The 12322-nt window shown below is 37.7% G+C and carries 10 protein-coding genes; 3 read left to right on the forward strand and 7 right to left on the reverse strand.

What is annotated here, in order from left to right:
* Positions 1-210: 210 nt before the first annotated feature.
* From MMP60_RS14880 to MMP60_RS14890, 3 genes are all read right to left on the reverse strand, one after another.
* Positions 211-1710, reverse strand: a complete 1500-nt coding sequence (locus MMP60_RS14880; protein WP_241337124.1) for a cation:proton antiporter — start codon at positions 1708-1710, stop codon at positions 211-213.
* 261 nt (positions 1711-1971) lie between these two features.
* Positions 1972-2865 (reverse strand): neutral zinc metallopeptidase, encoded by an 894-nt coding sequence (locus tag MMP60_RS14885; RefSeq protein WP_241337125.1) that lies wholly within the window; start codon positions 2863-2865, stop codon positions 1972-1974.
* A 38-nt stretch (positions 2866-2903) separates the two neighbouring features.
* Entirely contained in the window at positions 2904-3827 is a 924-nt protein-coding gene (locus MMP60_RS14890; RefSeq protein WP_241337126.1) for a DUF808 domain-containing protein, read from the reverse strand.
* A gap of 189 nt (positions 3828-4016) precedes the next feature.
* Between MMP60_RS14890 and trpS the strand changes: the two genes are divergently transcribed.
* From trpS to MMP60_RS14905, 3 genes are all read left to right on the forward strand, one after another.
* The gene (gene trpS, locus MMP60_RS14895) at positions 4017-5030 is read left to right on the forward strand and encodes a tryptophan--tRNA ligase (protein WP_018676945.1); all 1014 of its coding nucleotides are present in this window, start codon (positions 4017-4019) and stop codon (positions 5028-5030) included.
* Between the two features lie 417 nt (positions 5031-5447).
* Positions 5448-6092 (forward strand): YqiJ family protein, encoded by a 645-nt coding sequence (locus MMP60_RS14900; RefSeq protein ID WP_241337127.1) that lies wholly within the window; start codon positions 5448-5450, stop codon positions 6090-6092.
* Between the two features lie 32 nt (positions 6093-6124).
* A complete protein-coding gene (locus tag MMP60_RS14905; protein WP_241337128.1) occupies positions 6125-7834 on the forward strand; it encodes a flotillin family protein in 1710 nt (569 codons plus the stop codon).
* Between the two features lie 117 nt (positions 7835-7951).
* Here the strand turns inward: MMP60_RS14905 and MMP60_RS14910 are convergent, their stop codons facing one another.
* From MMP60_RS14910 to lpdA, 4 genes are all read right to left on the reverse strand, one after another.
* Positions 7952-8350 carry an immunity protein YezG family protein gene (locus MMP60_RS14910; protein WP_241337129.1) on the reverse strand — a complete coding sequence of 133 codons (399 nt, stop codon included), beginning with the start codon at positions 8348-8350 and terminating at the stop codon, positions 7952-7954.
* Between the two features lie 302 nt (positions 8351-8652).
* A complete protein-coding gene (gene sucD, locus MMP60_RS14915) occupies positions 8653-9543 on the reverse strand; it encodes a succinate--CoA ligase subunit alpha (RefSeq protein ID WP_018676967.1) in 891 nt (296 codons plus the stop codon).
* 12 nt (positions 9544-9555) lie between these two features.
* Entirely contained in the window at positions 9556-10722 is a 1167-nt protein-coding gene (gene sucC, locus MMP60_RS14920; protein WP_018676968.1) for an ADP-forming succinate--CoA ligase subunit beta, read from the reverse strand.
* A 146-nt stretch (positions 10723-10868) separates the two neighbouring features.
* The gene (lpdA, locus tag MMP60_RS14925; RefSeq protein ID WP_241337130.1) at positions 10869-12302 is read right to left on the reverse strand and encodes a dihydrolipoyl dehydrogenase; all 1434 of its coding nucleotides are present in this window, start codon (positions 12300-12302) and stop codon (positions 10869-10871) included.
* Positions 12303-12322 lie beyond the last annotated feature (20 nt).

Below are 12322 nucleotides of genomic sequence, written 5' to 3' on the forward strand. Positions count from 1 at the left end.
TAATCGTTTGAATTCCTTATCATTAAATCGTGTTAAATTTTCATATCTCATCTGATCAGTATAAAACATTTCTTACTTTCGCAAGAGATCTATTAGAAATTAAATATTTTTTAGGATGGCTTAATAGTTATTTTCAAAATCCCTAATCAATAGAAAGAAAACAACTTGATTAACATCAAAATCTTTATACCAATTAAACAAAATAAAAATCTAAAAATTATCAGGATTTTCCAAACGTCGTACTTCTTCTCGTTTATTAGGATGATGTACAGTTGCTACACCATCATCAGATTTTTTATCTAATAGAATCTCAGGATTATAGATTGTTATGGTTTCTTTACCGAATGCATCCTCACCAACAATGTACTTAAAACCTCGTCGATTCATCTTATTACACAGCTGTTGATAAAACCCCTTAAACCCTTCTTTTTGCTCATCAGGGTTATAATAAAAAGTATTCATCACTGCTGGCAGCCCCAAGCCACATACAACACCAGATAACAGCACAGTAATGAATGTATATCCAATCAGAATGCTACTATATGCATTCAACTCAGGAATGTTTGCAACGGCTAAGATCAATGCCAGTGAAATTCCACCACGAACACCTCCCCATGACAAAATAGTTAAGCTTCCGTTGTAGCTTTTATTACGAAATGACGGAAATAAGGCAAAAGCTGAAAAGTTTGCTGCAAATCTAGATAGATGAAGAATCAAGAAGGAAATAATCCCGCCAATAATCAAATTTATACTTAAATCTAGAATAAAAAGCTCTAAACCAATCAATGTGAAAAGAAATGAATTAATAATTCCTTCTACTGTATGCCAGAAATGATTGACCTCACGAATTTCTCGTTGTTCACGGATTTCTTGCCATTTATTACCCACAATTAAACCACCAATCACACAAGCAATTGGTGCAGAAGCATGTGCAAATAAGGCAACTAAATACGAACCACTAGCAAGCAATGCTGTCGTTAAAATTAACGACTCCATCTCATGCTTACCACGTAACAAACGCAAAATACCAAAACCGAAAGCAAAACCAATAATGACCGCAACAAAAATTTCATATAATAATGTTTCAACTGTTGCCACTAATGAAAAGTGTTCACCTTGTAAAACTTTCAATAAAGTCATAAATAAGGCAATACACATCGCATCATTAAATAAGGATTCACCCTCAAGTTTTACAATCAGATGATGCGGTGCCCGAATAGAACTTAATACACCTTTAATTCCAATCGGATCTGTTGCCCCTAAAGCTGCACCTAATAATAATAAAACAGAAATTGGAACAGGATAACCTACAGCCCATTGGAATAAATACAATATTCCTGCATAAAAACCAGCACATAATACCAATGCAATCGTCGCCAATATACTGATTGGCTTCCAATAATTACGTAAATCTGAAATTTTAAATTTTAATGCCGATGAAGTTAAAATAAAGCAAATAACACCATTAATTAAAAAATCATAAAAATCTATTTCACGTACTGCAGCTTCAATATTATGAATATTAATCGTCACAAATTCATTACTATTTAATAAACTCGCGCCCCACTGCAAAATAAAAACAAAAATTGCAGATACAATTGGAACACCAATTGCTTGAGGAAATCCTAAAATCCGTTTATTAAAAATGGTGGTTGCAATGGATAATGCAAAAATTACGGTGAGTGCCTGTAATAGAAAATAATTACCCATACAACATCTTGTTTACTCTCAATAAATTACTTTACTAAAATTTAGTATTCATAAAATTTATGCGTGAATGATTCTATAGTTGAATGGAAAATAAACATCTATACGGCAATTCATTTATCGTTATTGAGCAATAAATGATTGAGATACAGTAATAATAGACTCATCATCCTCAGTTCAGTATAGACCAAATAATTTTACGTTATTTTTTCTTGTCATTCGTATATCTTCCGTATAAAAATCAAGGATAAATATCAATCACTTTTATTTAAAAGTATCACATTGATTGATATCACCCGATTTTAAACCTGATTCAAACCAATGCATGCGCTGTTCACTACTACCATGTGTAAAGCTATCTGGTACAACTTGCCCTGTAGCTCGGCGTTGTAAGTAATCATCGCCAATTTTCTCCGCAGCATCCATCGCTTCCACAATATCTCCTTGCTCTAAAAATTGGGTGCGCTGCTGATTTTGATGTGCCCAAACACCAGCAAAACAATCTGCTTGTAATTCCAAACGGACAGACAGCTGATTTCCTTGTTTTTGACTAGATTTTGATCTGGCTTGTTGAATTTGACCAGAAATGCCCAATAAATTTTGAACATGATGTCCGACTTCATGGGCAATCACATAAGCTTGAGCAAAATCTCCAGCTTGATCTTGACGAGCAAGTTCAGTTTGATTCTGCTCACCTGAAATACCCATTTGCTGACGCATCTCTTGAAAGAAAGCTGTATCAATATAAATTTTCTGATCTGCTGGGCAATAAAATGGTCCCATCGCTGCTTGTGCTGTGCCACACCCTGATTTAACGACACCACTAAATAAAACCAAATGCGGTGCTTTATAAGTCACACCCAGTTGTTGGAAAATCGGTGTCCACGTATCCTCGGTATCAGCAAGAATAGTTCCAACAAAATCACTCGCCTCTTTCTGCTCAGCCGTTAAATTTTGTGGTGCAGTACCTTGCTGTGAAGATTGCGCACTAGTGACCGCTTGAGTTGCTTGATAGGCCTGTTGTGGATCAACGCCAAAGAATTTCCATGCAATAAAAGCCACAACTAAACCTAAAATGCTAATACCACCTGCTTTTGCTCCGCCACCACCACGACGATCTTCAACATTGGTACTGACACGACGACCTTTCCAACGCATAGCTACCTCATATCATTATGATGATGACAATTTTTGAATTAAGCAGATGCTTTTGACCACACTTTCTGAATCAACATAACAATCATTAACACGATTGCACCTGCAATAAAACCAATTCCTAAATTCAGTAATGTCGGAGTCAATGCACCAATAATTGAACCAAAACTTGGGATTAACTCTAAATGATCAACTGTTTCTTCTGTAAAATGATGTAAGAAAGGGATGGTATGCGAAATAATTCCACCACCGACCAAGAACATAGCAATTGTTCCAACAATTGATAATGTTTTCATCAGCACTGGAGCAAATGCAAGTAAAGCGCGACCAACTCTATTTTTAAATTCAGATGCTTGTTGTGTTAAATATAAGCCTAAATCATCAATTTTCACAATCATTGCAACAAAACCATAAACACCAATCGTCATCGCTATGGCAATCACACTTAATACAGATACTTTGGTCATAAACGCTGCTGTAGCAACAGTACCCAATGAAATCACCACAATTTCAGCAGACAAAATAAAATCAGTACGAATCGCACCTTTGATTTTTTCTTTTTCGAACTTGTCTAAATCAATTTCAATTTGTTGCAAACTTGCGCTAGCTTCTTCAGCAGTTTTCGCTTTTTTATGATGTAGCATGTGTACAACTTTTTCCACGCCTTCATAACATAAAAATAAACCACCAATCATAAGCAATGGGTTAATTAACCAAGGTGCAACTACACTGATCAGTAGTGCTAATGGAACCAAAATTAATTTATTAACAAAAGAACCTTTGGCAACACTCCAAACAACGGAGAGCTCTCGATCTGCACGAACGCCACTAACCTGCTGGGCATTCAGTGCTAAATCATCACCCAATACCCCTGCGGTTTTTTTGGCTGCCATTTTACTCATGACCGCAACATCATCTAAAATCGTTGCGATATCATCGAGTAATAATAATAAACCACTCGCCATTTTTATTTCCTAGTTTGTATTTATCGGCGTATTGTAAGGTGCATTTAAGTATTTTTTATATTCAAAAACAGAAATTTCTTTGATTATTTTTTGTAGGCACGTTTTATTAGGTTTACCCGAATCATAACAATATGCCGTACAATATAGCGCATTGTATATTCATTAAATGATTAAATTTTGGAACATATCATGAGTAATATTGATCAACGTCCAATTATTTTGACGGGCGACCGCCCTACTGGACAACTTCACCTTGGGCATTTTGTTGGTTCATTGCGTTCTCGTGTAGGTTTACAAGACAGCCACCATCAACATCTCTTGCTCGCTGATGCTCAAGCACTTACAGATAATGCCGATAATCCAGATAAAGTTCGCAATAATATTCTTCAAGTTGCATTAGATTATTTAGCGGTTGGTATTGATCCAACAAAAACCACGATTTGTGTACAGTCATGTTTGCCTGCACTCAATGAACTCACAATGCTATATCTAAACTTCGTGACTGTTGCACGTTTAGAGCGTAATCCAACGATTAAATCTGAAATTCAAATGCGTGGTTTTGAACGAGATATTCCAGCAGGATTTTTATGCTATCCCGTTGCTCAAGCCGCAGATATCACGGCATTTAAAGCAACTGTAGTACCTGTTGGTGAAGATCAAATCCCAATGATCGAACAAACCAATGAAATCGTGCGTCGTATTAACCGTCAAATCGGTCATGACTTATTGCCAGAATGCAAAGCCTTATTATCAAATATGGGACGCTTACCTGGTTTCGATGGTAAAGCAAAAATGTCTAAATCTTTAGGCAATACTATTGTGCTGAATGCTTCTGATAAAGACATTAAAAAAGCAGTCAATGCCATGTATACCGATCCAAATCACTTGCGCATTGAAGATCCAGGTCAAGTTGAAGGCAATATTGTATTTACCTATCTCGATGCTTTCGATACGAACAAAGAAGAAGTTGAGGAATTAAAAGCGCACTATCGTCGTGGTGGTTTAGGCGATGGCACGGTGAAAAAACGTTTAGAAGGTGTGCTTAAAGAACTCATCACTCCAATTCGTGAGCGTAGAGCCGAATTAGAAAAAGATCCTGACTACATTATGGATATTTTAAAACACGGCACAGATAAATGTCGCGATATTACCCAACAGACATTGGATGAAGTAAAAGCGGGTTTAGGCTTATTTAAATTCTAATTTACGTTACTTTTACATTAAAAAGCCTATTTATTAGGCTTTTTTTATTTAAGTATTTGATTTGAGTTCAATTTAAGAACTTTTAAAACCCATCGTAAAACTAACATTTTTTGTCACTTATTAACATCTATTAACAGTACATTACAGGAATACCCATGAACTTCGTCATACTTTTTTATATTATGGCGAAGTAGATTAGAAAACACTAATCTCATGACATTTCTCCTTTTAACCGAAACTGTTTTTACAGATTCGTAGTTCAACGCAATGACTACCCCAATCATTGCGTTTTTTTTGTCTAAAAGAATATGAGCGATTTAGGTTGAAATTAAGCCAACTTAGATTTAATCTGATAACTAATTTATTTTTATAAAAATTTTCTTAAATTATCTCTAAAATATATAAGAGTAGATAATCATGATATGGGATTTATTAACACATCCATCGAATATTGTTTTTGGCATTTCCTTAGCATTATGTCTATTTATTGGTGTGCTTGAATTAATTTTATTATTACTTGGTGGAAGTTCTAGTTTTATTGACCAGTTCTTGCCAGATAGCCTCATAGATGTTGATCATGCTGATGTGTCTATTGAACACACTGATGGATCTTTCACGCAATTCCTAGAATGGTTGTACCTAGGGAAAGTTCCTCTGCTTATTTGGTTAATTATTTTTTTAACGATTTATGCACTTACTGGGCTAATTGTTCAGGATATTTTTTTTCATCTCACTGAACATTATTTATCCGCATGGATTATTTCACCTATTTGCTTATTTCTATGTATGCCGATGGTGAGGGCGAGTGCAGCCCTGATTGCTAAAATTATTCCAAAAGATGAAACCACAGCAATCCACAGTGATGATCTGCTTGGTCGCACTGCACAAATCATTTTAGGAGAAGCAAAACCAAACTCTCCTGCCCAAGCCAAAGTCAAAGATCAATTTGGTCAAACCCATTATGTTTTGGTTGAGCCAGAGCTAGATATTGTTTTCCATCAAGGACAAGATGTGATTTTAACGCAAAGAACCAAAATTGGATTCCAAGCGATTACCACTTAATTTTTATATATTTATGATATGAGGGACTTTAAATGTTGAATTCAGCATTGACTGAAATTTTAATTATTACAGGTATTATTTTTGCAGCGCTTGTTTTTATTGGTGTTGTCATTGCCCGCCTATACACACGTTCAAGTAAAGAAGTTTCTTTTGTACGAACAGGCTTTGGTGGCGAAAAAGTGATTTTAAATGGTGGGGCAATTGTCCTCCCTGTTTTACATGAAATTATTCCAGTAAACATGAATACCTTACGTTTAGAAGTCAAACGTGCAGCCGATCAAGCCTTGATTACACGTGATCGTATGCGTGTCGATGTCATGGCTGAGTTTTATGTTCGTGTAAAGCCGATTGCTGAGTCAATTGCCACAGCAGCCCAAACGCTTGGGCGTAAAACCATGTCTCCACCAGAACTCAAAGATTTGGTTGAAGGTAAGTTCGTCGACTCTTTACGTGCCGTTGCTGCCGAAATGGCAATGGAAGAACTGCATGAGAAACGTGTTGATTTTGTTCAAAAAGTTCAACAAGTCGTATCAGAAGACTTATCTAAAAATGGTTTAGAACTTGAAACTGTTTCTTTGACAGGTTTAGACCAAACGAGTTTTAAATTCTTTAACCCTCAAAATGCCTTTGATGCGGAAGGCTTAACCAAACTCACTGAAACCATTGAAGATCGTCGTAAAAAACGTAACGACATTGAACAAGATGCTGACTTGGCGATTCGTGCAAAAAACTTACAAGCTGAGCGCGCACGTTTAGAAATCTCTCGTGAAGAAGAATATGCCAAGTTACAACAAGAGCGTGAGATTTCAATTCGTAAAGCAGAACAAACTGCTGAAATCGCATCGCAAGAAGCAGGTAAAAAACGTGAAGCTGAAGAAGCACGCATTGCTGCGGAACGTGAAGTTGAAATCAAACGCATCGCCTCTGCTCGTGATGTAGAAAATGAAAATATTTTAAAAGCCCAATTGATTCAGAAAGCACAAGTTGAACAAAAGAAAACCATTGAGCTGGCTGAGCAAGATCGTGCCATTGCGATTGCTGAAAAATCTCGTGCAGAATCAGAAGCCAAAGCACAAGCCGACAAAGCACGTGCAGAAGCAGTAAAAGCAGAAGAAGAAGTTGTGACTGTACGCGAAACTCAACGTGCCGAACGTCAAAAAGCGGTTGAACTGGTTGCTGCTAAACAAACTGCTGAGAAAGAGGCAATTGCGATTACCGTTGCTGCAGAGGCAGGTAAAAAAGCCGCTGCCGATGAAGCAGAAGCTGTACGTATCGCTGCCGAAGCGGATGCTGAAAAAATCCGCTTAAAAGCGAAAGGTGAGGCGGATGCAAAAATCTTGCTTGCCCAAGCTTTAGAGAAACAATATCAGGTTGATGCGGAAGGTGCTCGTGCAGTGAATGAAGCCGCCAATACTCTTTCTGCTGAACAGGTTGAAATGCAAGTTCGCTTGGCATTGCTTAAACATTTACCAGAGATCATTCGTGAAAGCGTTAAACCAATGGAAAATATTGATGACATCAAGATTTTACAGGTTAATGGTTTAAGTAACTTTGCAGGTGGCGGTACTGTCGGTAGTGATGGCACTGAAAATGGTCAAACGTCTTTGTCTGATCAAGTAGTGAATAGCGCCCTACGCTATCGTTCACAAGCACCACTCATTGATAGCTTAATGAATGAACTTGGCCTACAAGGTGGAGATATCAATGGTTTAACGCAAGGGTTAAAACCAAAAGCTGAATAAACATTGTTGATCTATAAAGAGTCTTAGTAATAAGGCTCTTTTTTTCATCAAAAATTTATTTATTGTTGGGCTAGTTGTTTTGCTCCATATATGAAACGGTACAATGAGGCAAATATTTTAAGGAGTTATTTCTGCTAATCTTTTATCTAATTCAGCATCATTTCCATCTAGTAAATGTGTACCTTCATAATAAAACTTACTAGAATATTTGCCATTATTATTAATAGCTATAAGCAAACCACACCAAACATTTCCAGAGCGTTTAGATTCTTTATACAAATTATTGATTGCATCAAATAATTCCATAGAACCCCTTAATGGAGCAACTTTTGAATTATTATAAGGTTTCATCTCTCGACCAATCCAACATTCAGCCGTAGACTTATTTCTTATTCCAATATCTTTATTTTCTAATCTTTCTGTGTAATAGACTATTCTTTCCCAATTTTTGGGAGCTACATATGCAATCTCTTGAACAATTTGGTTCAAAAAATCTGCTTGATATAATAAATTCACAATTTACCCACCACTCTATTTCCAAATGACGTATCTTCCCATTTTCCTCTTTCCACTGTTGCTCAATAAATTGGAGTAAGAGTCATTTTTAGCAACTACCACGCATTCCTTTATCCCTCTATAGCCGTAACAGTTAAATCATCATCATAAATTGGAAGATCAAACTCATGATCTTTTAAGTTGCGACAATATAACATTTTAATTCATAACAAGTATTACTCAACACAGCGATATGCCAATAATCTCCCAACAAAAAAACCCCAATGTTTCCATCAGGGTTTTTAAGATTAAAATCTAACGTACTACGCTAAACCTTTCTCTTTTAAAACTTGCAACATAGTAGAACCAAGTTCAGCTGGGCTACGCGTATAAGCCATTCCCGCACGTTCAAATGCAGCGAATTTCTCTTCAGCAGTACCTTGACCACCAGAAATGATCGCACCTGCATGACCCATACGCTTACCTTTCGGCGCAGTTACACCAGCGATGTAACCTACGACAGGCTTAGTCACGTTAGATTTGATAAATTCAGCAGCTTCTTCTTCTGCTGTACCACCGATCTCACCGATCATGATGATAGCATCAGTATCTGGATCGTCTTGGAACAATTGTAGCGCTTCGATTTGGTTCATACCCGGAATTGGGTCACCACCAATACCGATACAAGTCGACTGACCTAAACCAAGCTTCGTTGTTTGAGCAACTGCTTCATAAGTCAAAGTACCTGAACGTGAGATAATCCCAATACGACCCGGTTGGTGGATGTGACCCGGCATAATACCAATCTTACATTCACCTGGCGTGATTACGCCTGGGCAGTTAGGACCAACTAAACGCGTACCATTCCCGTTGGTTTCTAAGTAGCGTTTTGCTTTCAGCATGTCGATAGTTGGAACACCTTCAGTGATCACAACAATTAAGCTAACACCAGAATCAACCGCTTCAATGATTGAATCTAAAACAAATGGAGCTGGTACGTAGATCACAGTTGCATCAGCATGTGTTTCACGAACAGCATCTTTCATCGTGTTGAATACAGGCAGTTCAAGATGAGTCGTGCCACCCTTACCTGGAGTCACACCACCAACAACTTTAGTACCGTAGTCTAAAGCTTGTGCAGAGTGGAAAGTACCGTTTTTACCAGTAAAACCTTGTACCAATACTTTAGTGTCTTTATTAATTAATACGCTCATGATTGATACTCCTTACGCTTTCACTGCAGCTACAACTTTTTCTGCGGCATCAGATAAACCATTCGCAGAAATTAATTTCAAACCAGATTCATCAAGTAACTTCGCACCTAATTCAGCATTGTTCCCTTCTAAACGAACAACAACTGGTACAGTAACGTTTACTTCTTGAACCGCTGCAATAATTGCTTCAGCAATCATGTCACAACGTACAATACCACCGAAGATATTGATTAAAACACCTTGTACAGACGTATCCGCAAGGATGATTTTGAACGCTTCAATTACACGCTCTTTGGTTGCACCGCCACCAACATCTAGGAAGTTTGCAGGCTGACCACCATAAAGTTTAATGATGTCCATGGTTGCCATTGCAAGACCCGCACCATTCACCATACAACCAATGTTACCTTCTAAAGCAACATAGTTAAGGTCAAATTCAGATGCTTTTAATTCACGCTCGTTCTCTTGAGATTTATCACGTAACGCTGCAACTTCAGGTAAACGGTATAGCGCATTCGAGTCGATCCCTACTTTGGCATCAACACATAAGATTTCGCCATTCTCACGAACAGAAAGTGGGTTAATTTCAAATAAGGCAAAATCATTTTCGACGAAAGCGTCATAAGCAGCCGTCATGATTTTCACAAATTGACCAATTTGTTTATCTTTTAATGCTAATGCAAATGCAACTTCACGAGCTTGGAACGGTTGTAAACCAACTAACGGATCAACTTCAACTTTAATAATTTTTTCAGGTGTTTCTTCTGCAACTTTTTCAATTTCTACACCACCTTCGGTAGAAGCCATGAACGTAATACGACGACTAGAACGATCTACCACTGCACCTAAATACAACTCACGCTCAACGGGATAAACATCTTCTGCAACAATAATACTATTTACTGGCTGACCATTTGCATCTGTTTGATATGTTACAAGACGTGTACCAATAATATTGTTTGCAAATTCGATAACATCTTCTTTAGATTTTGCAACTTTTACACCACCAGCCTTACCACGACCACCAGCATGAACCTGTGCTTTCATTACAGCAAATTTACCACCAAGCTGTTCAAATGCAGCAACTGCTTCATCTGCATTTGTTGCCAAGATACCTTCTTGTACTGGCATACCATATTTTTTCAATAATGTTTTAGCTTGATATTCATGTAAGTTCATTCAGTTACCTACCATGTTGTTTATAGTGTCATTCATATAGTCTAGAAATATTATTAATTATAGACTGTTATAAGTTATATTAAATGATGGTTCTTATATCAACCATTATTAGTTAAAAAGTGTGGCGAACCACACTTATTTTTTTATTATTTACGTTTACGTTGAATCGCGTGGATGGCACGACCATCAACAGCAAGCGCTGCTTCATGTACAACTTCTGAGAATGTTGGATGACCGAAAGTCATCAATTGTAAATCTTCAACAGAAGAAACAAACTCAAGTGCGATCATACCTTGGTGTACGATATCAGATGCATTAGGACCTACAACGTGCATGCCTAAAAGACGATCTGTTTTCGCATCAGCAACGAATTTCACAAAACCAGCAGTATCACCAGCAGCCAACGCACGACCATTCACCGCAAATGGGAATTGACCTGCTTTAACTTCGTGACCTTTTTCAGCGGCTTGTTCTTCAGTTAAACCAACCCAAGCTGCTTCTGGGTGTGTGTAAATAACGCTGATGATGGTGTCATAGTTCACTTGAGCAGCATGACCGTGAATACGTTCAACAGCCATTACGCCCTCTTCCATTGCTTTATGCGCAAGCATTGGACCGCGTACTAAGTCACCAATTGCGTAAACACCTTCTACAGATGTTTGACATTGGTCATTTACATCAACCAAACCACGTTCAGTCAATTTAATGCCAGAATCTTCTGCCAATAAACCTTCTGCATACGCTTTACGGCCTACACAAACGATTAACTTATCAAAAACTTGTTCTTTGTCTTCACCAGCTTGGTTGTATTTAACAGTCACTTCACGACCATTAATTTCACTACCAGAAACTTTTGCACCGATACGGATCTCTAAACCTTGTTTCTTCAAGATTTTTTGATATTCCTTCGCCAATGCTTTGTCTGCCATTGGTAAGAATGCATCTAATGCTTCAAACACAACAACTTCTGAACCAAGACGACGCCATACCGAACCAAGTTCTAAACCGATAACGCCTGCACCAATCACACCAAGACGTTTAGGAACTTCTGGGAATTTCAATGCGCCAGTAGAATCAACAATTAAGTCTTCATCAACAGGTGCTACTGGAATATTTACAGGTACAGAACCAGTCGCAAGGATGACGTACTTTGGTTCTAAAACCTGTACATCACCTTCAAACGGCGTGAATTCTACTTTTTTACCTGCAAGTAATTTACCAGTACCTTGTAACCACTCGATACCATTACCTTTCAGTAATTGAGCAACACCACCCGTCAATTGATCTACAACTTTGTCTTTACGTGCCAACAAAGTGTCTAAATCAAATTTAACTTCACCTGTCGTGATCCCGTGTTCAGCAAGATCATGAACCGTTGCTTCATAACGGTGAGAAGAGTCAAGCAATGCTTTAGATGGGATACAACCTACGTTTAAGCAAGTTCCGCCTAAAGATGGTTTACCATTGTGAATACGTTTTTCGATACAAGCGACTTTGAAACCAAGTTGAGCTGCACGAATCGCCGCTTCATAACCACCTGGTCCACCGCCAATAACAACAAGATCAAACTGTTGAGACATTTTTATCTCCAATTAATCCC

The organism is Acinetobacter sp. ANC 4805 (assembly GCF_022549495.1).
GTDB lineage: Bacteria > Pseudomonadota > Gammaproteobacteria > Pseudomonadales > Moraxellaceae > Acinetobacter.

What these genes read in the sequence shown, in the direction of transcription:
- MMP60_RS14880 (WP_241337124.1), bottom strand. Translation starts at nt 1,710, where the DNA reads ATGGGTAATTATTTTCTATTACAGGCACTCACCGTAATTTTTGCATTA.
- MMP60_RS14885 (WP_241337125.1), bottom strand. Translation starts at nt 2,865, where the DNA reads ATGCGTTGGAAAGGTCGTCGTGTCAGTACCAATGTTGAAGATCGTCGT.
- MMP60_RS14890 (WP_241337126.1), bottom strand. Translation starts at nt 3,827, where the DNA reads ATGGCGAGTGGTTTATTATTATTACTCGATGATATCGCAACGATTTTA.
- trpS (WP_018676945.1), top strand. Translation starts at nt 4,017, where the DNA reads ATGAGTAATATTGATCAACGTCCAATTATTTTGACGGGCGACCGCCCT.
- MMP60_RS14900 (WP_241337127.1), top strand. Translation starts at nt 5,448, where the DNA reads ATGATATGGGATTTATTAACACATCCATCGAATATTGTTTTTGGCATT.
- MMP60_RS14905 (WP_241337128.1), top strand. Translation starts at nt 6,125, where the DNA reads ATGTTGAATTCAGCATTGACTGAAATTTTAATTATTACAGGTATTATT.
- sucD (WP_018676967.1), bottom strand. Translation starts at nt 9,543, where the DNA reads ATGAGCGTATTAATTAATAAAGACACTAAAGTATTGGTACAAGGTTTT.
- sucC (WP_018676968.1), bottom strand. Translation starts at nt 10,722, where the DNA reads ATGAACTTACATGAATATCAAGCTAAAACATTATTGAAAAAATATGGT.
- lpdA (WP_241337130.1), bottom strand. Translation starts at nt 12,302, where the DNA reads ATGTCTCAACAGTTTGATCTTGTTGTTATTGGCGGTGGACCAGGTGGT.